The 19,170-nt window shown below is 46.8% G+C and carries 19 protein-coding genes, 1 tRNA gene and 3 pseudogenes; 6 read left to right on the top strand and 17 right to left on the bottom strand.

Annotated elements, in window-relative coordinates; translation table 11 throughout:
- Positions 1-87 precede the first annotated feature (87 nt).
- The 3 genes from ACO53F_RS04240 to ACO53F_RS04230 all read right to left on the bottom strand — a co-directional run bounded on the left by ACO53F_RS04240 (position 88) and on the right by ACO53F_RS04230 (position 2,038).
- Positions 88-161: transfer RNA gene (locus tag ACO53F_RS04240), tRNA-Arg, on the bottom strand.
- A 110-nt stretch (positions 162-271) separates the two neighbouring features.
- Positions 272-1,255 carry a phosphate acetyltransferase gene (gene pta, locus ACO53F_RS04235; RefSeq protein WP_485137433.1) on the bottom strand — a complete coding sequence of 328 codons (984 nt, stop codon included), beginning with the start codon at positions 1,253-1,255 and terminating at the stop codon, positions 272-274.
- 156 nt (positions 1,256-1,411) lie between these two features.
- The gene (locus ACO53F_RS04230) at positions 1,412-2,038 is read right to left on the bottom strand and encodes a Pr6Pr family membrane protein (protein ID WP_485137432.1); all 627 of its coding nucleotides are present in this window, start codon (positions 2,036-2,038) and stop codon (positions 1,412-1,414) included.
- Between the two features lie 169 nt (positions 2,039-2,207).
- Here ACO53F_RS04230 and ACO53F_RS04225 point away from each other — a divergent pair, with 169 nt between their 5' ends.
- Positions 2,208-3,008 carry a formate/nitrite transporter family protein gene (locus tag ACO53F_RS04225; RefSeq protein ID WP_485137514.1) on the top strand — a complete coding sequence of 267 codons (801 nt, stop codon included), beginning with the start codon at positions 2,208-2,210 and terminating at the stop codon, positions 3,006-3,008.
- Between the two features lie 95 nt (positions 3,009-3,103).
- Here the strand turns inward: ACO53F_RS04225 and ACO53F_RS04220 are convergent, their stop codons facing one another.
- The 4 genes from ACO53F_RS04220 to tsaE all read right to left on the bottom strand — a co-directional run bounded on the left by ACO53F_RS04220 (position 3,104) and on the right by tsaE (position 6,455).
- Positions 3,104-4,375, bottom strand: a complete 1,272-nt coding sequence (locus tag ACO53F_RS04220) for a nucleotide disphospho-sugar-binding domain-containing protein (protein WP_485137431.1) — start codon at positions 4,373-4,375, stop codon at positions 3,104-3,106.
- A 148-nt stretch (positions 4,376-4,523) separates the two neighbouring features.
- Positions 4,524-5,426 carry a UDP-N-acetylmuramate dehydrogenase gene (gene murB, locus ACO53F_RS04215; RefSeq protein WP_485137430.1) on the bottom strand — a complete coding sequence of 301 codons (903 nt, stop codon included), beginning with the start codon at positions 5,424-5,426 and terminating at the stop codon, positions 4,524-4,526.
- Between the two features lie 23 nt (positions 5,427-5,449).
- Positions 5,450-5,980, bottom strand: a complete 531-nt coding sequence (locus tag ACO53F_RS04210) for a GNAT family N-acetyltransferase (protein WP_485137429.1) — start codon at positions 5,978-5,980, stop codon at positions 5,450-5,452.
- On the bottom strand, positions 5,970-6,455 hold the full coding sequence (tsaE, locus tag ACO53F_RS04205; protein WP_035364114.1) for a tRNA (adenosine(37)-N6)-threonylcarbamoyltransferase complex ATPase subunit type 1 TsaE: 486 nt from the start codon (positions 6,453-6,455) through the stop codon (positions 5,970-5,972). Before tsaE ends, ACO53F_RS04210 begins: the two co-directional genes overlap by 11 nt.
- A 167-nt stretch (positions 6,456-6,622) precedes the next feature.
- On the opposite strand from tsaE, the gene ACO53F_RS04200 reads away from it, so the two are divergent.
- Entirely contained in the window at positions 6,623-7,201 is a 579-nt protein-coding gene (locus ACO53F_RS04200) for a DUF4430 domain-containing protein (protein WP_485137428.1), read from the top strand.
- A 423-nt stretch (positions 7,202-7,624) separates the two neighbouring features.
- Here ACO53F_RS04200 and ACO53F_RS04195 read toward each other — a convergent pair whose 3' ends face one another.
- Positions 7,625-8,956 carry an RsmF rRNA methyltransferase first C-terminal domain-containing protein gene (locus ACO53F_RS04195; protein ID WP_485137427.1) on the bottom strand — a complete coding sequence of 444 codons (1,332 nt, stop codon included), beginning with the start codon at positions 8,954-8,956 and terminating at the stop codon, positions 7,625-7,627.
- 116 nt (positions 8,957-9,072) lie between these two features.
- Positions 9,073-9,684 carry a hypothetical protein gene (locus ACO53F_RS04190; RefSeq protein WP_485137426.1) on the bottom strand — a complete coding sequence of 204 codons (612 nt, stop codon included), beginning with the start codon at positions 9,682-9,684 and terminating at the stop codon, positions 9,073-9,075.
- Between the two features lie 230 nt (positions 9,685-9,914).
- On the opposite strand from ACO53F_RS04190, the gene ACO53F_RS04185 reads away from it, so the two are divergent.
- The 3 genes and pseudogenes from ACO53F_RS04185 to ACO53F_RS04175 all read left to right on the top strand — a co-directional run.
- Positions 9,915-10,406 (top strand): hypothetical protein, encoded by a 492-nt coding sequence (locus ACO53F_RS04185; RefSeq protein ID WP_485137425.1) that lies wholly within the window; start codon positions 9,915-9,917, stop codon positions 10,404-10,406.
- A gap of 116 nt (positions 10,407-10,522) precedes the next feature.
- Positions 10,523-10,850: pseudogene (locus ACO53F_RS04180) on the top strand (helix-turn-helix domain-containing protein); the annotation flags it as partial.
- A 49-nt stretch (positions 10,851-10,899) separates the two neighbouring features.
- A pseudogene (locus ACO53F_RS04175) lies at positions 10,900-11,145 on the top strand (transposase); the annotation flags it as partial.
- Positions 11,146-11,419: 274 nt separating this feature from the next.
- Here ACO53F_RS04175 and ACO53F_RS04170 read toward each other — a convergent pair.
- Together ACO53F_RS04170 and ACO53F_RS04165 are read right to left on the bottom strand one after the other, a co-directional pair.
- On the bottom strand, positions 11,420-13,549 hold the full coding sequence (locus ACO53F_RS04170) for a heavy metal translocating P-type ATPase (protein WP_003783705.1): 2,130 nt from the start codon (positions 13,547-13,549) through the stop codon (positions 11,420-11,422).
- Positions 13,542-13,910: an ArsR/SmtB family transcription factor gene (locus tag ACO53F_RS04165; protein ID WP_314760352.1), complete on the bottom strand. Its 369-nt coding sequence runs from the start codon at positions 13,908-13,910 to the stop codon at positions 13,542-13,544. Before ACO53F_RS04165 ends, ACO53F_RS04170 begins: the two co-directional genes overlap by 8 nt.
- Positions 13,911-14,113: 203 nt before the next feature.
- Here ACO53F_RS04165 and ACO53F_RS04160 point away from each other — a divergent pair, with 203 nt between their 5' ends.
- The gene (locus ACO53F_RS04160) at positions 14,114-14,413 is read left to right on the top strand and encodes a DUF5960 family protein (RefSeq protein WP_485137424.1); all 300 of its coding nucleotides are present in this window, start codon (positions 14,114-14,116) and stop codon (positions 14,411-14,413) included.
- 25 nt (positions 14,414-14,438) lie between these two features.
- Here ACO53F_RS04160 and ACO53F_RS04155 read toward each other — a convergent pair whose 3' ends face one another.
- The 6 genes and pseudogenes from ACO53F_RS04155 to cshA all read right to left on the bottom strand — a co-directional run bounded on the left by ACO53F_RS04155 (position 14,439) and on the right by cshA (position 19,110).
- The gene (locus ACO53F_RS04155; RefSeq protein WP_023391623.1) at positions 14,439-14,861 is read right to left on the bottom strand and encodes an arsenate reductase ArsC; all 423 of its coding nucleotides are present in this window, start codon (positions 14,859-14,861) and stop codon (positions 14,439-14,441) included.
- 8 nt (positions 14,862-14,869) lie between these two features.
- Positions 14,870-15,144 (bottom strand): annotated as a pseudogene (locus ACO53F_RS04150) (hypothetical protein); the annotation flags it as partial.
- 132 nt (positions 15,145-15,276) lie between these two features.
- Positions 15,277-15,939, bottom strand: coding sequence for an MBL fold metallo-hydrolase (locus ACO53F_RS04145; RefSeq protein WP_485137423.1), 663 nt, complete (start codon positions 15,937-15,939; stop codon positions 15,277-15,279).
- A gap of 1 nt (position 15,940) precedes the next feature.
- Positions 15,941-17,104, bottom strand: coding sequence for an alanine racemase (gene alr, locus ACO53F_RS04140; RefSeq protein ID WP_314180920.1), 1,164 nt, complete (start codon positions 17,102-17,104; stop codon positions 15,941-15,943).
- Between the two features lie 21 nt (positions 17,105-17,125).
- Positions 17,126-17,521 carry a holo-ACP synthase gene (acpS, locus tag ACO53F_RS04135; RefSeq protein ID WP_485137422.1) on the bottom strand — a complete coding sequence of 132 codons (396 nt, stop codon included), beginning with the start codon at positions 17,519-17,521 and terminating at the stop codon, positions 17,126-17,128.
- Positions 17,522-17,553: 32 nt separating this feature from the next.
- Positions 17,554-19,110 (bottom strand): degradosome RNA helicase CshA, encoded by a 1,557-nt coding sequence (gene cshA / locus ACO53F_RS04130; protein ID WP_485137421.1) that lies wholly within the window; start codon positions 19,108-19,110, stop codon positions 17,554-17,556.
- Between the last annotated feature and the right edge of the window lie 60 nt (positions 19,111-19,170).

The raw sequence follows: 19,170 nt of genomic DNA, 5'->3' as shown, positions 1-19,170 counted from the left end.
TCTTGCTAGCAGGCCTAGCTAATTATGCCCACAAAAATAAGCCTGACCCCCTGCCTAGGCAGCTGGTCAGACTCTCTTACTTAATGACGTCCCCGGCAGGAATTGAACCTGCGGCATTCCGCTTAGGAGGCGAATCCTCTATCCTACTGAGGTACGGGGACTAGGTGCTCTTAGCACATGATTTATTATAACACATGTCCGCCCTATCCGACGAGCCTTGCAAGCTCATAGATAAGAAAAGAGACTGGTTGCCCAGCCTCTTCTTCATGGCTTATTTTGCTAAAGCTTGGTTAGCGGTGATAATGGCTACCTTGTAGACATCTTCTTCCACGCAACCACGAGATAAGTCAGAGATTGGCGCGTTCAAACCTTGTAAGATTGGACCTACGGCTTCATAGCGACCCAAACGTTGCGCAATCTTGTAGCCGATGTTACCTGATTGGAGGTCTGGGAAGATGTAGACCGTTGCATGACCGGCTACTTCAGAACCTGGTGCCTTTTGGTCAGCCACGATTTCTGAGTAAGAAGCGTCAAACTGGAGTTCCCCGTCGATGAGAATTTCTGGCGCTAATTCTTGTGCTAACTTAGTTGCTTCTACAACCTTGTCCACTTCAGGAGCCTTAGCTGAACCCTTGGTTGAGAAGCTGAGCATTGCCACGCGTGGCTCGATGTCGAAGATTTTAGCAGTGTGCGCAGATTCTACTGCGATTTCAGCTAATTCTTGTGGTGAAGGGTTGATGTTGATGGCGCAGTCTGCAAAGACTAATTTTTGACCGTCGCTCTCAGCTGGCACCATGATGAAGGCCCCAGATGTACGGGTAATGCCTGGCTTGGTCTTGATAATTTGTAAGGCTGGACGAACGGTGTCACCAGTTGAGTGAACGGCCCCGCTAACTAAACCATCTGCTAAGCCCATGTAGACCAACATAGTCCCAAAGTAGGACACGTCTTTGAGCAAGTCGCGCGCTTGCTCTTCAGTAGCTTTGCCCTTACGGCGTTCTACGAAAGCTGCTACCATAGCATCATATTCTGCATAAGTTTCTGGATCAATAATGGTGAAGGCGTCGATATTCCAGCTGTTTTGCGCTGCCAAGGCCTTGACTTCTTCTACATTCCCTAAGAGGATTGGCTCAACTAAGTCATCTACACGTAGACGAACAGCTGCCCCTAATACACGTTTGTCGTTAGCTTCTGGGAAAACAATCTTGAGGTGTTTGCCCTTGATGTTGTTAGCTAAGCGTTTGAACATTACCATAAAATTTGGCCACTTCCTTTTTCTAGTGATAAAACTCTAACTCCTAGTTTACACCCTTTAGGCCTAAAAAAAAAGTGTTCAGTCTAAAAAAAACAAAAAAGGCGCAAATCTTTTAGATTCCGCCTTTGGTCTGTTTTATATGAGAATTAATCTGTACTAGTGTTTTTCATGAGAACGCACTACTTTTGGGGCCCGTTTCAGGGCTAGCATGCCATAGGCCAACAAGAGGAAGACCGCCAAAATGGCCACAAAATATTTGCTGAAGCCCCACCAACCAATGCGGTCAATGTTGAGGAAGAAGTAAGGATAAGGTGAGGCCTTCTCGTTAGGGATGGGCAGGTGGAAGACAGCACCCCGTATCAGGGCAAAGGTCATATAAATAAGGGGCAGCACCGTCCAAGTCAAGGGCTCAAACCAACGATAGTGGCCTTTGGCATCATAGAGGAACCAATCTAGGATGACCAGCACCGGCGCGATAAAATGCAGGGCGAAGTTCTGAACCCGCCAGAACTGTTCAGCTGTCGCAGTCGGCATCAACAAGACTAGATAGACGAAGAAGGTCAGGAGAATGGCAGTTGTCACTGCCCCCTTAATACGGGTCAGGCTAGCGGATGGCGTCGGCCGCCCTAGCACTAGCCAAGCGAAGAAGACCAAGACCAAGATATTGGATAACAAGGTATAGTAGGTTAACTGGTGCCATTTATTAGGATAGAGATTGAAGGTTAGGCCTACCAGTTCTGTTAGGACGATGAGGCTGGGTAGGATGAGACGGCGTTGGCTCAAGATAAGAGACTCCTTTGCTTAATTTATTTACTGGCCTATTCTAGCACAAGCTCAGCCAAATGAAAAGGCTGTCGAAAATTTGTCATTTTATTGCCTCAGCTACTTATCAAGCCCCCAAAAATGCGCTATAATGAAACTATCTTTTATTGGAGGGAAAACCATGTCAGATATGTCATTATCACCATTCGTAGATTTTATTAAGAAAGCCTGCACCAAGAAAGCAGCACTTCTGGAAGAGAGCCTAGGTCGCTATGCAGCGCGCTCTATCTATGCCGGCGCCTTCTTGACCTTGTCAACCGCAGCTGGGGCTGTTGCTGCTGATCAAATCAACACCCTACACCCAAGCTTAGGCCGCTTCTTGTTCGCCTTCATCTTCGCCTTCGGTTTGGCTTACGTTGTCTTCCTCAACGGCGAACTGGCTACTTCCAACATGATGTTCCTCACTGCAGGGACCTTCAGCAAGGCCATTGATTGGAAAAAAGCACTCAAAGTCCTCTTAATCTGTTCCATCTTCAACTTAGTTGGGACCTTGTTCGCTGGCTACCTCTTAGGTAACACCGCAGCCTTCGCTAACCTCAATGAAAACTCAGCCATTGTCGGTATTATCCAAACGAAACTCGCGCGTGGCAACGGCCAAGTCTTCCTTGAAGGGATTGTGGCTAACGTCTTAGTTAACATTGCCATTCTCTGCTTCGTCTTAGTTAAGGATCAAGCAGCACGCCTCACCTTAGTGCTCTCTGCTATCTTCATGTTTGTCTACATGACCAATGAGCACGTGGTAGCTAACTTCGCTTCTATGTCAATCCTGCTCTTCTCACCTTTCAAAGAAGCTAAAGGTTTTGAATTAATCAATGTCCTACGCCACTGGGGTGTTTCTTACCTTGGTAACCTGGTAGGTGGTGGCCTCTTAATCGGGGTTGTCTACACTTGGCTTAACCAAACCAAGACCAACTACCAAGAACAAGTTTAATCATGCAAATCAAGTCTGGGCTTTGCCCGGGCTTTTTTTGTGGGCAAAAGCAAAAAGGTTGAAGCTAAGAACTGCTTCAACCTCTTGAGTCTAGTTTATTTGAGGACGCGGGCAATAGCCGCTTCTAAGCGCTCCTGGGTCGGATAGGCCAGGAGCTGGCCTTGCAAGGTCTTCATAGCAGTCCAGTCCGTCCGGCTTAGGAGCTGCTTAAAGCCCCCTTCAATGGAGTCTGGCCGCTTGAGGCTAGCTACCAAGGCGGCGTCGGCCCACTCTAGTCGCGCCGCATAGTCAAACTGGTCATAGTCATGGGGAATGACCAAGGCCGGCTTGCCATGACGGATGCTGGCATAGAGGATACCGGCCCCACCATGGTGGATGACGTAATCGACATGAGGTAGAACCGCCTCATAATCAATGTACTGATAGCGGTAGACATTGTCCATAATGGCTTCTACCGGTTGGTCCTGGCGGGCTTCACTGCCGGCCGTCACCAAAAAGCAAATATCCGGATGAGCCTGAGCCAGACGCTTGACGATGGTCAGCAGGGATTCCTTGCCCCAAGGTAGCAGGGTCCCATTGGTCACCAAGACTGTCGGTAGGTCAGTTGGTAACTGGAAATCAGCTACTGGCTTCTTAGGATAGGTCGGACCCAACCAGGTCAGATGAGCTGGAAAGTCCTTGCGGAACTCTAATTCTTCCATGCCCAGAGCTAGAATGCCATAAGGCGAATAGAAGCCCTCTTCGCCATTTTCGCGATAGAGCTTAAACTGCTGATAGATGACGGGGTCAAATCGCTTAAGGGCCTTCTTAACAAAGAGTCTATAGACTAGACGCTTGAAGCCATGGACGGCGCCCCGCCCTAGACGGTTGCGCAAGGCTTGGCGCCAGTTAAGAGGTGGCTTGAGCCCCCCTAAGAAGGCAGGCGCGTCGGTCTTACTTTCGATTGAAAAAGGCGTCGGGTTGGTCGTCAACCATGGCAGGCCCAACTTATCACAGACCATGCCTAGGGGCGCGAAGACAAAGTCCACGGTCGCCACATCTGGTTGAGTCTCTCTCAAAATAGCTTCCACCTGGGTCATGAGGTCCTGACACATGGTGATGGCAGCCTGAATCTGCCCGTAGAGGGTGGAGGCATTGAGTTTGGTATCGGTCGAGGCAATGTTGTCGAAGACATCTGGTTGATCAGGCAGGAGGGCCTGGCACTTAAAGCCCAAAGCCTGGACTACCGGCACCTTGGTCAGGCCTGTATAGACGGTAATATCATAGTTAGGGTTATCTAATAAGGGTTGCATCAAGCCCAGAACGGGATAGAGATGCCCACTTAATGGGGGGGCAAACACGGCCAGTTTGATGACTCGGCAGGTCATAGTCTCCCACTCCTTTGTTCATAAATTCATCTCACTGCTCTAGTGTGAACCATCTCCGCTCAATAGTCAACGATATTTACGATTTTTTTAGATTAAGTTTGCATAACGCCAAGCAAAAAGGACAGGTCGAATAACCTGTCCCAAATTCTTAATCTTCGCCGATAATTCGTACTTCTGGCTCCATGAAGACCCCAGTCCGGGCCCAGACCACCAGACGAATGTGTTCAATGACTTCCAAGTAGTCGGTAGCTGTCGCATGGTCTACATTAACAATGAAGCCCGCGTGCTTGGTCGAGACTTGCGCCCCACCTACTTGGTAGCCCTGCAGGCCAGCATCTTGAATGAGCTTGCCGGCAAAGTAACCCTCAGGCCGCTTGAAGACTGATCCGCAAGAGGGATATTCTAGCGGTTGCTTGCTTTGACGTAGGTGGGTCAACTCGGCCACCTTGCTATCAATGGCGCTCTGATCTCCTGGCGCTAAATCGAAGGTGACGCCTAAAATAACTTCGTCCCCTTCTTGGAAACGACTGTGGCGATAGCTGAAGTCGCAGTCCGCTCCCGCATAGGTCTTGAGCTGGCCGTCACGCGTCACCACCTCAACCTGGCTAATGACATCCTTGACCTCGCCCCCATAGGCGCCGGCATTCATATAGATGGCCCCACCAATGGAACCCGGAATGCCACAGGCAAATTCCAAGCCAGTCAGCCCGGCAGCAGCCGCCTGACGGCTGGCTTCAATCAAGGCCGCCCCACTAGCTGCCTTCAACTGGTTGCCTTCTATGACCAGCTCCTGCATGTCTGTTAGAATCATGACTAGGCCCCGGATACCACCGTCTTTGACGATGAGGTTGCTGGCATTGCCCAAAACGGTTAGAGGCAAGTTTTCTTGCTTGACTGCTGCTAGGACCCTTTGGACTTGCTCCACAGAACGTGGGAAGACTAAGAAATCAGCAGGCCCCCCTGTCTTGGTGTAGGTATAATTAGATAAGGGTTCATTGGCTTTGATGGTCAAAGTCCCTAAGATATCTTGTAATTTGGCTAAATCCACCATAAATTAACCTCTTTTCACATAATTTACTGGCCTGAATCCTTGAGGACAAGTTCCATCAGGATAGTATCGTAGTAGCGGCCGCCACGGGCCACGCGTTGGGTCAGTCGACCTCGCTCCTGGAAGTCGAATTTCTTATACAGGCCGATGGCTGGCAGGTTGTCCGCAATGACTTCTAGATGCAGGACACGCAGTCCCACCCCCTGGGCAAAATCCAGCATGGTCTCCATCAAAAGGGAGCCAATGCCATAGCCCCAATACTCGGCAATCAGGCAGACGCCGATTTCGGCTACATGAGCTAGGTCTGGCAGATTTTGGGGCTGAACCGTCGCAAAGCCTACCAGCTGACCATCCACTTCGCTGACTAGCATGAGGGCGTGGGGATGCTGGTCATATTGCTCGATGATGGTCACTTGTGCCTCCACATCATCGGAATTATCGGCTAGGACCACAAAGGGTGACTCCTGGCGAATCTGGCTCAACATACCTAAGATAGCGCGAGCATCGCCGACTTCTGCCTGGCGAATAATGACTTCTACATCCTGCTTATCTGGCATGGTCGCTTACCTCCTTGCTCCATTGGCTCAACCATTCTGGCTCCTGGCCCCCCACCCATTGGATGGTCAAGACCCGGTCGTCGACCTCTTGACCGTATGAGAGTGCCAGGTCAAGATAGGCCGTCGGTAGTTCCGTTTCGATAAATTGGGCCCACTCCACCAAGACCAAGTCGCCCTGCTGGCGATAGGAAGCCAAGTCCACCGTATCGGCGCCCCCTTCTTCCAGTCGGTAGGCGTCAATATGAATGAGACGAGGCGCCGCTTGGCCTTCCAAGTCATATTCTTTCACAATAGTATAGGTGGGACTCTTAATAGCTCGCGCAATCCCTAAGGCCTTGCCCAGTCCTTGGGTAAAGGTAGTCTTGCCAGCCCCCAGATCCCCTTCCAAGCGAATCCAGGTTCCTGCAGGTAAGACGGGAGCCAGGCTTGCTGCCAAGGCTTGGGTGTCTTGGGCTGAATGGGTCTCTACTCTCATGACGGCACTCCTTTTGACATGATATATTTCCTTCATTATATTATAACCAAAAGCCCGTCAAGACGGAAATAATATGCTAGCTAATCCGGTTACAATTGCGAAAAATTTGACTTTCTGCTTGATTCTTGGTAACGTATAGGCAACTACACTTAATCAGGAGGGATCGTATGAAAAACAAACGATTAGCACTTGTACTTGCGGCGATTGTCTTCTTAATTGCGATTATTATTGCTTTATGGGCTATTTTATCAGGGGTTTTGAAGGGCAACCAACCAAGTCCTCAAGTCTCTGGGTCTAACATTGCCCAAGTTGTCTCATCTTCAGAATCTAGCTCTTCTGCCGCTTCTAGCTCTTCCACTAGCACTTCTAGCCAAAGCCAAAGTAGCGAATCCAAAGCTTCTGGCGAAGAAAAATCTACCACCGTTACCTTCAAGTTCTATGTACACGGCGAAATCATCGGTAGCTTTGATGTACCAAATGCTGCTGGTAAGACCGTCTTCGAAGCAATGGAATCCAACAAGGAAATCCGCTTCAAATACAATGAAGAAGAACAAGTCATCGACAACTTCTTCGACAACGTTAACGACGGCGAAAACACCTGGGTTTACCTCTTAAATGGCCAAGTGGCTGATCACGGGGTTAAAACTCAAGTCCTCAAAGCCGGCGACTCCATCGACTGGTACTTCGGCACCATCGACGAAATCCCAACCTCTATTATTCCAGCCTCAGACGCTGAAGCTGAATAATCTCTCTATAGTCAAAGTAAAAGCGAGCCAGCCCAGTGCTGCCTCGCTTTTTTGTATGCTTGCTTCTTGGGTTATGGGCTTTCGACGCAGCTTGAGCCCTTTTCAGGGCTTCTCTCTGAGCTAGTGGTCCACTCGGCAAAGTGGGCCACTGGCTCTCAGCTTTTGACCTGTTTTGCGCCTTTTTCCAAGCTTTCTCGCCGAGCTAGTGGTCCACTCGGCAAAGTGGACCGCTGGCTATCAGCTTTTGACCCAGTTTGCGCCTTTTCCCTAGCCTCCTCGCCGAGCTAGTGGTTCACTCGACGGAGTGGGCCACTGGCTCCTAGCTTTTGACCCGGTTTTCGCCTTTTTCCGGGATTTCTGACTGAGCTAGTGGTCCACTCAAAAGAGTGGACCACTGGCTCCTGGCCTTTCTCCTGTTTCCACTCAGCTGCGGCGAAGGCGTAGGCCTTTTGGATAGTAGTTCTTGAGTACTCGGCCGGTGACCTTGGCGAAGCCAAGGCCGTTGCCGCCCGCTAGGACTTGGTACCAACCATTTGGTTTGTCCTCCGCCAAGTCGACCGTCTCGCCGGCTAGGTAGCGGGTGACTTGCTCTTCGGACAGGGCCACCTGGCTGACCGTCTCATCCGGACGCAGTGCCAAGCCCAGAGCAAAGCTAGGCTCGAAGCGTTTCTTCTTGAATTCGCCCAAATGCAGACCCTTATGGGCAATCCGTAATTTGCCTAAATCCGGCAGACCCTCTGGCAAGAGATAGAGATGGTCGCCAAAAGTCTGGAGGACACCTGGCAAGGTCACGGTCAGATGACTAGCCGCAAAATCCTGCCAGAGCTTGAGCTGCTCAGCCGTCACTTTGGCTTTGAGGGGCTTGAATTTACGAGACTTGCCTTCAGTCTCCTGCCCTTCATAGCAAAACTTGGCCACAAACTGCCCCTCGCCCCGGAAATGTTGCGGATACATGCGGGCCGTCTCAGAATAGGTCAGGCCCGCCACCATGCCATTGAGCTTAGGCACCTCAAGCAAGGTCAGCGGATAGTGCTCCAGCAACCAAGCCACAATGTCCTCATTCTCCTCAGGCGCCCAAGTGCAAGTCGAATAAACCAAGGTCCCGCCTGGCTTAAGCATCAGCAGCGCCTGCTCCAGAATTTCTCGCTGCAGCGCCGCACACTGGCTGGGATATTCCGGCGTCCAGTAGTCCATGGCCTCAGCCTGCTTACGGAACATGCCCTCGCCCGAGCAAGGCGCATCCAGTACAATCAGGTCAAAGTAAGCCGGAAAGACCTGGGCCAAGCGCTCTGGCGACTCATTGGTTGCCACCACATTGCGGGCCCCGAAGCGCTCCAGGTTCTCAGCCAGAATCTTGCTACGTTTGGGATAAATTTCGTTGGCTACTAAGAGGCCTTGGTTATCTAAGTATGACAGCAAATGGGTCGACTTGCCTCCAGGAGCTGCTGCCAAGTCCAGGACTTTGAGCCCTGGCTGGGGCGCGGCTGCCTGGCCCACCATTTGAGCGGCTGGCTCCTGAGAATAGACCAAGCCCGTCACATGGGCGGTCGAGCTACCTGCCACCTTACCATAGTAGCCCCAAGGGGTGCCCGGCATGGGCTGGGCCGATTCAGGCAAAGCTGACTGACTGGCCTTGAGAGGGTTGACCCGGAAGCCCGACTCCGCCTCTAGCTTAAAGGAATCTAGGAAGGCCTGCCCCTCCTCTGGGCCCAATAGGGCTAAGTATTTTGCTTGAAATCCTGCTGGAAATGTCATGACCGGCCTCCTTATGTCTTCTCATTTTATTGTAGCGGGATAAAGTAGCAACTGCAAGCCCAAAAGGCCTTCCCAAAGACAAAAACACCCTGCCCTCAGGCAAGGTGCTTAAGAGATTATTCCTTAACAAAGGCAACCTGATCCAACTTAAAGCCCTGATCTGAGACTTCAGTCAAGGTCAGAACTTCTTCGCCTAGTAGACGAACCCGAATAGTGCCTTCTGACTGGCTCAGTTCTGGTTTGGTTAGCCGTAGATAGATGGTCCCTGTCTCTCTGACGTGGGCGTAGAGACCGGACACTTGATTCTCTAGGACTTCTACCATCTTATCTGGATCTACTTCTTGGCCTAGGGCCTTCTGATAGGCGGCCACATCCAGCCCCAATTCTTGGCGTGCTTTCTCGATTTCCTGGCTGGTCATGCCGGGTTTAATCTTCTTAGCTAGCGCTCGCTGGTTGACGGTCACTAAAGTTTGGAAGGCTTGACCCTGCTTGGCAAGTTGCTCGGCATCAATCTCAAGCTCCATATCGGATTCCGTGACGGTTACTTTCTTAATGAGGTGGGCAGATTGTGCTAGATAAGTCCCTGACAAGGCATTAGACTGAGCCAAGGCTAGACTAGGTGTGACAAGGGATAAGACTAACATGAAAGTTGCTAGAAGTGAATAAAATAAGGTCCGCTTGCTTGCGTATTGACGATTGGCTGCTAGTGTATAGTGCGTATGACTCATGGTGTTTCCTCCTAACTCGCTAGATACCATAAATTAAGAACAATAAAAGCCAGTGCTATTGAGGGAATTGACGTTAAGCGACCTAGTTTCTTTCATTAAATTCACCTCTTGCTTTAATATTTTTTTCATTATACACCAGTGTCAAGCAATATGGAAGCCCTTTTTTCAATTTAACTTGTATTTGGCTCCTAAGCTCTTTAGAATTGAAGATAAGGGAGGTGTCGCATACTGTGAGAGGTCATATCAAGCAAAAACTCCATAGTCTGGCCAGCGGCGAATTAGTTGCCCTTGCTGTCTTCTGGCTCAATTTCTTCCTCTTCAAAAAATACTTGATCACACCACAAGCCCTGATTTCCATTGCTTACCCCCTCGTGCTAGTCAGCCTTATCCTGCTACAAGGTTCCCTTTATTGGTGGATTCTGATCAAGCGCTTTAGCAAGCCCAACTTTGCAATCAAGCAGATAGGCCCAATTTATGGACTACTCAGGCAAGTAGACCTCATCCTATTAGCCCTCGGCATGCCAATCATCCTAATTGAGTTCAGCTCCTGGCCAGTTACCCTGATAGCAGTAGCCATTTGGCTCTTCGCCCTCATAGAGTGGATCAACTACTTTCACTGGCAACTATCCTACAGCCTCAATCCCCTAGTTCTCTTAAGTAAGGTGGCAAATAAGAAGCTTAGAAAGAGCAAAATAGCCAAGGAAATTGATAAATCTAAATAGCGCCTAAAAAGGCAATCAGCAGTAAGGCACTGACCCCCGTAAATGAGAATTAAATAAAAACACCTCCAAGTTGGATTAGGTACAATATAATCAAATGCACATGGAGGTGTCTTTTTATGGTTAAAAAATGTGTGGCCTATTCTGTCGATACAAAGAATAAAGCCGTAGAAATGAAATTACAGGGATATAGTACAAAACAAATAATGCAGGAGCTAAACATAAAAAAAATGAAACTCAAGTAGAAACATGGTTTAGATAGTATAAAAATGGAGAAACTCATCGTTTCCACCAACAGATAGGAAAACAATATTCTTACGAAAAAGGAATGGCTGAACTTTCAGAAATCGATCAATTAAAATTAGAACTAAAAAGAAAAGAAGTTGAATTAGAAATATTAAAAAAATACAAGGAATTGGAAAGGAAGTGTCGCCTCAAGTAGTTGTATAGTTAGTGGAAGAATTGAAAGATAAATATGCGGTACATTTAATTTGTTCTTGCCAGTAAAGGCATACGTCCATCCATGTCTCGCAAGGGAACCAGCATAGATAATGGCATGATGGAGTCCTTCTTTGGTATCTTGAAAACAGAAATGTTTTACGGATTTGAGAAAAATTTCAAGTCTCTGGATCAACTGGAGCAAGCTATTACCGAGTATATTTTTTACTACAACAATAAACGCATTAAAGCAAAACTAAAAGGACTTAGTCCTGTTCAGTATAGAACTAAATCCTTTCAATAATATTTTTTGTCTAACTTTTTGGGGTCAGTACAATGACTCATAAATATTTTTTTGCAAGTTCAAATACTCCATGAGATTAATAACTTTATTATTTTCGCCAACTTTACTAATCGTATAAACATTCTCCAAATTTCTCAACATCAATTGAGAAATTTGGCTTTTTCCGTTGCTCAGTTAAAGCGTCCTTTAGTTGTATATTTCCTGTTAATATCCCTTTTGAAGCATAACATTGTTTTCAATGATCGCACCCGATTGTTGACACCCATTTTAGAACCTATTCTTTGATTTTCAATAAGCGTAAACTGTTTAATGTTACAAGTAAAGTTGCTCCCATATCGGCAAATATCGCTATCCAAAGTGTTAACCAACCGGGCATGACCAAAAGTAATGCCACTAATTTAATCGCCAAAGAGAAGGTAATGTTTTGCTTGATGATTGCTAAAGCCTTACGACTTAATTTTATTGTATATGGCAATTTACTCAAATCATCAGACATTAAGGCGATGTCAGCCGTTTCTAAAGCTGTATCAGTTCCAGCACCACCCATTGCTACACCAACGGTAGATGCCGCAAGGGCTGGAGCATCATTCACGCCATCTCCGACCATCCCCACACTTTGATGTTTTTCTCGAAGTTCTTTAATAAAATTAAGCTTATCTTCTGGAAGTAAGTCAGCTTTAATATCCGAAACACCAACTTGTTTTCCGATGGCTGTTGCCGTTCTTTGGTTATCGCCTGTTAGCATCACTGTTTCGATTCCCATATTGTTCAACTTGCCGATAACTTCTTTAGACGATTCCCTCATTTCATCGGCTACGGCAATAAACGAAAGAATTTCTTTTTCTGTTCCTAACACCATCACCGTTTTACCTTGAGTTTGCATATCGGCAATTTTTTCTTTTTTATCGCTTGAAATGCTTCCGTGTAATTCCTCAAAAAGATTTTGACTTCCCACATAATACATTTCATTATTTATTTTGGCTTTAACGCCTTTACCTGTAATGGATTGAAAATCCTCTACTGTTACTTCATTGAATTTTAATCCATTTTCTTCTGCTTTTCGCATAATCGCTGAAGCAAGAGGGTGCTGCGATCCTTTTTCAATGGCTGATGTTATGGTTATTAATTCATTTTCATTTCTACCATATGTCACAATGTCTGTTACAGCTGGAATCCCTTTGGTTAATGTTCCTGTTTTATCAAAGGCTATCGCTTTTAAGTGTCCTGCTGCTTCTAAATGGATACCACCTTTAATTAATACACCATTTTTCGCTGCATTTCCTATTGCTGTAACCACAGCAACTGGAGTTGAGACTACTAAGGCACAAGGACAACCAACCACTAATACAGCTAATCCTTGATAAATCCATTGGCTCCAGTCTCCGCCAAATAATGGTGGAACTACTGCAATTAAAAGAGCTAGTATGACAATAGCTGGTGTATAGTATTTTGCAAATTTATCGACAAACGCTTGAGAGGGGGCCCGTTCTGCTTGGGCTTCTTCTACCAAGTGAATGATTTTTGAAAGAGTGGTATCTTCAACTCGTTTTGTTACTTTAACCTCAAGTAACCCTTCTTCATTCAAGGTTCCTGCAAATACTTCATCATTTGTGATTTTCGTTACTGGAACACTTTCACCTGTAATCGCAGCCTGATTTAATGTCGATGTACCTTTAACCACTATTCCATCCATTGCTAACTTTTGACCGGGCTTAACTATCATGATGTCTCCAACTTGAATCTCATCAACATGAATCATCATTTCTTCATTGCCTCGTCGAATTAACGCTTCTTTTGGGGCAATATCCATTAAAGATTCAATAGATTGACGTGCTTTATCCATTGAATAACGCTCTAATGCTTCACTAATCGCAAATAGGATAACAACGGTTGCCCCTTCACCCCATTCACCAATAATTGCAGCTCCTATAATGGCAATAGTCATAAGCGTATTCATATCGAAATTTAATCTGCTTAAATTTTTGAGACCTTTAATAAATAACGAATATCCACCGATTAAAATGGACGCTGCATAACCAATTGTCGGTAGAACATGCTCTTCACCATACTGCTCTCCTAAGAACCAGCTAACTACAAGTAAAAGAGCTGATATATATACCTTAATGTTTTCTTTCTGCTTCCAAAAAGGTTCTCCTTCTACCCTTTGTTCTTTTTCATCTCGAATTTTTAAATTTTCAAATGCTCCTGCTTTTTCTAATTCTTCAATGGTTGTCGTCCCTTTAACATAAACTTTAGATGCTCCGAAATTTACTTTCGCATCCTGAACACCGGGAAGTTCTTTAACATTATTTTCAAAAATGGCTGCACAGTTAGTACAAGTAAATCCTTGAACACGATAGGCTTTCATTTCTTCTTCGAACTGTTTTGCTTTCCCACTAGACATTGATCTTCACCTCTTTCTTAAGTGCCAATGCAATCATCATAATTTGTCTGATATGCTCATCATCTAATGAATAAAATGCAAGTTTTCCCTCTTTTCGAAACTTAACAATCCCTTGCTTATGGAGCGTTCGCAGGTGATGAGAGGCATTTGCAAACGTAACACCTATAATATTTGCAATATCACACACACACAGTTCGTCATCTTGACACAATGCATAGGTAATTTTTGCTCTATTTTTATCTGCAATAGCTTTTAACATTTGGGCAACACTAGAAATATCTACTGTCTGTAAATTACCTTGTATTCGATTGACCTTTTCTTCGTCATAACAGTAAATTTCACAAGTATCTTTTTTAATCATATTCTCACCCCCAATATCATTCAAGTATTTGCTTGAATATAGTATAACCCTTTTCATTACTTAATTCAAGTGTTTTTTTGAGTGAATAAAAAAATTCATAAAAAAAGACTTGGAGTACCCAATTCTAATAACAAAATAACCAATCTGCATAAGACTTTAAGTACATAACATTATTAGTATTGAACTTGTTGAGGAGGTGCTCTATGAATCAGCTTGAATTTCAGCGTAATCACCTACAAATGGACTATTACAGCGAGAGCTACCAAGATTTTGAACGTGACTTCTACCGCTACTCCAACATGAATATTCCATTGACCTTTCTGACTGATGATATCCTCAAAACAATGGCAACTTCTCGTAAGAATTACTTTGTCCTCAATAAGGAAAAGACTAGAGATAACCGTGATCACTTCTTCATTTTCGACATAAGCACCTTAGATGAGAATCCACTAATCTATCGTTATACATATAAGAAAACTGCAACTTATATAGCCTCAAAATAGGAGTTCATCAAGTGATGACTCCTTTTTATAATTCCACACGAAAATAAATTGCCTCAACTTCCTCTATTAATTTATGAACCTTACTTTCAATCTCCTTAATTGTTTTAATAAACTCTTGATCATTTTTTCCACTAGGATCCTCAAGTCCCCAATCATCTTTTTTAACAGTGTAAGGTAAAATAGGACAAACGACATTACAACCCATTGTAATAAGATAATCCACTTCAGGAATGTCATCTAAAAGTTTTGGCTTTTGGGTCTCTTCCATATCAATTGCATATATTTCTTTGACAAGCCTTACTGCATCCTGATTAATTTGATCCTTTAATTCTGTTCCTGCAGAATATACCTCTATAGAATCTCCTGCAAATTTCTTTGTCAGTGCTTCAGCGATTTGACTTCTGCATGAATTGTGAACACATACAAAGGCAACTTTAGTTTTCTTCATTTTTCCTCCTATATCTGATAAAGTTTATCACCACAAAGATCTTCTTTTGTCCATTCAATAACGGCCAGTTTTCCTGAAGTATGATCTAGTATCTTGTTAATCCACTTAACTTCTTCAATTATCTTTATTTTATCTAACAAGACTTGTCTATCATCGGCAGATTTTTTGATTAGATCATCGAGTTGTGTAATTGAATTAATTCCTTGTTCTCTAAGTTTAATATTGAATCAGCCATTGTTTTGATATTGTGTTTTCTTGCCCAAACTTCATAACCTTTGGCACTGACCCCCGTAAATGAGAATTAAATAAAAACACCTCCATGTGCATTTGATTATATTGTACCAAATCCAACTTGGAGGTGTTTTTATTTAATTCTCACTTTTTGGGGTCAGTCCTCACCACCCCTTCAACTATTTTATTCTTCAAACCGATGCTTAAACAAATTGCGAAAGACTTCAAAATAAGGATTAGTCGCCAAGGACTCGCCCACGGTCACAGCCGAACCGTGACCTGGATAGAGGACATAGTCTTCTGGCAACTGGATCAACTCCCGATGGATGGACTGCATAAGCTCAATGTAGGAGCCACCTGGCAGGTCCGTCCGCCCAATGCTTTGGGCGAAGATGGTATCGCCGGATAGTACGAAATGGTCCTCAGCAAAAATATAAGCCACGTGGCCTGGGCTATGACCTGGCACGAAGACCACTTTGAAGTGGAAACCCGCCACTTCCTTATCCCCTAGATCCTCCCAGAGGACTTCTGCTGGACGCGCCGTAAAAGGCTGACCCCAGTAAGCCGATAGGTTGAGTTCTGGTTGATTGAGGAAGCCTGACTCTACTGGATGCATATAGAGTGGGATGCCATAACGGTCCCGCACCGCATCCACCGCCCCGATATGATCGTGGTGGGCATGGGTCAGAAGGATGGCCTGTGGCGCCCAGCCCTTGGACTCAATCCAGTCCAAAATCTTAGGCGCGTCAGCCCCTGGATCGATTAAGAGGGCCTGGCCAGCTTCATTGACGACTGCATAAGTATTTTCCTCCAGTGACCCGACGGTCAGCTGATGAACAGTAAGCATCTTAGTCCTCCCCTTCCTCATCTTGAAGGTAAATCCGTGGAATGCGATCGCTGAGCCCGCAGAAGATTTCATAGGAAATAGTCCCAACCTGACGAGCCAAGTCTGCAGCGTGGTTCTCTAAGTGGTGGTCCTGACCAATCAAGGTGACGGTGGTTCCCACTGGCACTTGATGTGGCAAGCGAATCATCAGTTGGTCCATATTAATGACGCCAAGGACTGGGCAGGCATGGCCTTCCACCAAGACAGGAATGTCCTTGTAGTGGCGGAACCAACCGTCTGCATAGCCGATTGGAATGGTTGCAATCCACTCATCTTCTTGGGCTTCATAGGTTGCCCCGTAGGAAATCTTGCTGCCCTTTTCCACTTGCTTGACGTAGACAATTTCCGAAATCAATTGGAGGGCTGGCTGCAAATCAATGGGCAGGCTAGAACGCTCGTCCTTAGGATGCATACCATACATGGAGATGCCGAAGCGCTCAATGGAAGAAACCGGTTGACGCTTGAACCAAACGCCCATGGCGGAGTTAGCATAGTGTCGTACAGTGACCGAGTCCGGCACAGCAGTCAGCAGCTCCTGCCACTTAGCCCACTGGGTCTCCACATAGGCTGGGTCACCCCCGCCGGCAGTTGAGAAGTGGGTGTCGACCCCTTCCCAGTTGACCCATGGAAAGGCCTGAATGCCCTCAGCGAAGGCTTGGACTTCTTCTACTGTTCGTAGGCCGATGCGCCCCATGCCCGTATCCAAGGCCAAATGCACCTTGAGCTTAGCATCATCCAAGAGGCTTTCTTGGTGGTTGGACACTAACTGAGCCCAGGCTTCCTGGAACCAGATTAGGTCAGAGACAATGACGGTCAGGCGATAGTAGACCAACTCAGCGATGGCGCGAGGATCTACCAAGCCCAAGATTAAGATAGGCTGGGCTAGGAGGCCTGCTTGACGGAGTTCAATCCCCTCGTCAACGGTAGCAACGGCTAAGCCTTGCGCGCCGGCTGCCAGGGCTGCCTTGGCGACGGCAACTGCCCCGTGCCCGTAACCGTTAGCCTTAACAACGGCATAGAGGGCCTGGTCGGGCTCCAGATGACGCTTCATTTCCCTCACATTGTGTTGAATTGCATTAAGATTAATTATTGCCACTGTTGGGCGGTGTTCACTGGCTTGTGACATAAGACTTTCCTACCTTTTACTCTAATCTTCTCTAGTCAAATACTGGTCCAAAGCCGCCTGCAAGCTGGCTTCATCTTGCTCAATCAGGACGGTGGCCGTAGCATAGTGGTCCGAATGACTGATGCTGAGCTGGACGCCTGACGTCAGGGGGGCTGCCGCAAAATAAGGGGCACCCGATGGCCTGTTGGCAATGCTCATATCCGTGAAACGAATCCGGCCAATACCTGTCCCCAAGGCCTTGACATAGGCTTCCTTGGCGGCAAAACGGCCGGCCAAGAATTCGAGGGCCCGATGATCCTTCATGGTCTCATAGCGAGCCAATTCCTCTGCCGTTAAGACCTTAGAGGCAAAGCGTGGCGACCGCGCCACTGCTTCTTGAATTCGGTCGATTTCAATAATGTCAGTTCCAATACGCACGATCGCCACGCTCCTTTGGGCTTATTCTCTGGTTAGTTGGTTCGTTTTTTAATGGTATATTGTTTCTTGCTTCCTTCAGTCTTAGGCTTGCCGCTAGGCTTAGCAGCTGAACGTGGCCGCTTGTCCTTGCGGTCAAAACGTTCCTTATGGCCTTGGTCTTGACGGTCGCCACGGTCCTTGTGGAAGTCCCGCTTCTTACCGTGATGACCACGACGGCCGTTGCCGCCGCCCTTGCCAGTCTTGTAACCACCGTATTTGCGGTGGGCATTTGGCAATGGTTTTTGTGGTGAGATTTGAACTTCTACTTGGCTGTTGCTAGATAGGATTTGCCCTAACATAGCCGCTACCAAGTCGTTCGCTTGATAGTGGTTGAGCAGGAGTTTGGCCGTGTTGCGGTGCTCATCCGCATCGCCGGCTTCCAAGGTCTCATTAAGCTGATCAATCAATGATTGAACCTGACCTGCTTGCGCCTCCTTCAAGGTTGGCGGCTTCATTGGTTGCATACGTTTGCGGGTCAAATCTTCGATAACGCGCAGGTAAGACATTTCCGCTGGCGTCACGAAGGTGATGGACATGCCTTCGTTGCCGGCACGGCCTGTACGGCCAATACGGTGAACGTAAGATTCTGGGTCCTGACTGATATCATAGTTGTAGACGTGGGTCACGCCGGAAATATCCAAGCCCCGCGCCGCCACATCAGTCGCTACCAAGAGTTCTACTTGACCTTGACGGAAGGCATTGATGACGCTAGTCCGCTTCTGTTGCGGAATATCCCCGTGAATGAGTTCAGCATTGTAGCCGCGTAGGCTGAGGCCGCGTGCCACTTCGTCAACCCGCTTCTTAGTACGGCAGAAGACGATGGCTTGTGTTGGCATCTGAACATCCAACAAGCGAGTGAAGATATCAAACTTCTCGTCATCCCGGCATTTGATGAAGAACTGTTCAATCAAGTCAGCGGTCATTTGCTTGGCTTCAATCTTGACGTGAGCAGGTTCCTTAAGGAATTGGTCTGCTAGGCTGCGGATTTCAGGTGGCATGGTCGCTGAGAACAAGAGGGTTTGACGTGAAGCTGGCGTGGTTGCCACGATTTCCTTGACGTCTTCAATAAAGCCCATGTTGAGCATTTCGTCGGCTTCGTCTAAGACTAAGGTCTTGAGATGCTTGAGGCTAAGTGCCTTACGACGCATCAAGTCTAGAATACGACCTGGTGTCCCGACCACGATTTGTGGTTGGTTACGCTTGATCCACTCGATTTGCTTACCGATGGAAGACCCCCCGTAGACCACATAAACACGGGCACGTTGGTACTTACCGAGGCGGTAGAGTTCTTCTTGTACTTGGATGGCTAATTCCCGGGTTGGGGCTACCACCAAGCCTTGGATGGCGGATTGGTTCTTGTCCAATTTATTGAGCATTGGCAAGCCAAAGGCCGCCGTCTTCCCGGTCCCTGTTTGGGCTTGACCAATCAAGTCTTGGCCTTCTAAGGCCACAGGCACTGCTTGTTGTTGGATCGGGGTTGGCTCTTCAAAGCCCATATCGGCTAGCGAGTCGAGCAAGGGCTGAATCAGGTTAAGTTCTGTAAATTTCAAAGGTATATCGTCTCTTTTCTATCTAAAATTTTGGGGTTGATTCCAGTGGCATCTTGTCAT

The organism is Abiotrophia sp. (assembly GCF_057275535.1).
The sequence above is the reverse complement of the archived record's forward strand: the minus strand, read 5'-3'. Positions and strand labels throughout refer to the sequence as shown.

What these genes read in the sequence shown, in the direction of transcription:
- murB (WP_485137430.1), bottom strand. Translation starts at nt 5,426, where the DNA reads ATGGTGGATTTAGCCAAATTACAAGATATCTTAGGGACTTTGACCATC.
- ACO53F_RS04200 (WP_485137428.1), top strand. Translation starts at nt 6,623, where the DNA reads ATGAAAAACAAACGATTAGCACTTGTACTTGCGGCGATTGTCTTCTTA.
- ACO53F_RS04195 (WP_485137427.1), bottom strand. Translation starts at nt 8,956, where the DNA reads ATGACATTTCCAGCAGGATTTCAAGCAAAATACTTAGCCCTATTGGGC.
- alr (WP_314180920.1), bottom strand. Translation starts at nt 17,104, where the DNA reads ATGTCACAAGCCAGTGAACACCGCCCAACAGTGGCAATAATTAATCTT.
- ACO53F_RS04220 (WP_485137431.1), bottom strand. Translation starts at nt 4,375, where the DNA reads ATGACCTGCCGAGTCATCAAACTGGCCGTGTTTGCCCCCCCATTAAGT.
- ACO53F_RS04165 (WP_314760352.1), bottom strand. Translation starts at nt 13,910, where the DNA reads ATGATTAAAAAAGATACTTGTGAAATTTACTGTTATGACGAAGAAAAG.
- pta (WP_485137433.1), bottom strand. Translation starts at nt 1,255, where the DNA reads ATGGTAATGTTCAAACGCTTAGCTAACAACATCAAGGGCAAACACCTC.
- ACO53F_RS04155 (WP_023391623.1), bottom strand. Translation starts at nt 14,861, where the DNA reads ATGAAGAAAACTAAAGTTGCCTTTGTATGTGTTCACAATTCATGCAGA.
- tsaE (WP_035364114.1), bottom strand. Translation starts at nt 6,455, where the DNA reads ATGAGAGTAGAGACCCATTCAGCCCAAGACACCCAAGCCTTGGCAGCA.
- ACO53F_RS04170 (WP_003783705.1), bottom strand. Translation starts at nt 13,549, where the DNA reads ATGTCTAGTGGGAAAGCAAAACAGTTCGAAGAAGAAATGAAAGCCTAT.
- ACO53F_RS04160 (WP_485137424.1), top strand. Translation starts at nt 14,114, where the DNA reads ATGAATCAGCTTGAATTTCAGCGTAATCACCTACAAATGGACTATTAC.
- ACO53F_RS04210 (WP_485137429.1), bottom strand. Translation starts at nt 5,980, where the DNA reads ATGCCAGATAAGCAGGATGTAGAAGTCATTATTCGCCAGGCAGAAGTC.
- ACO53F_RS04145 (WP_485137423.1), bottom strand. Translation starts at nt 15,939, where the DNA reads ATGCTTACTGTTCATCAGCTGACCGTCGGGTCACTGGAGGAAAATACT.
- ACO53F_RS04225 (WP_485137514.1), top strand. Translation starts at nt 2,208, where the DNA reads ATGTCATTATCACCATTCGTAGATTTTATTAAGAAAGCCTGCACCAAG.
- ACO53F_RS04190 (WP_485137426.1), bottom strand. Translation starts at nt 9,684, where the DNA reads ATGAGTCATACGCACTATACACTAGCAGCCAATCGTCAATACGCAAGC.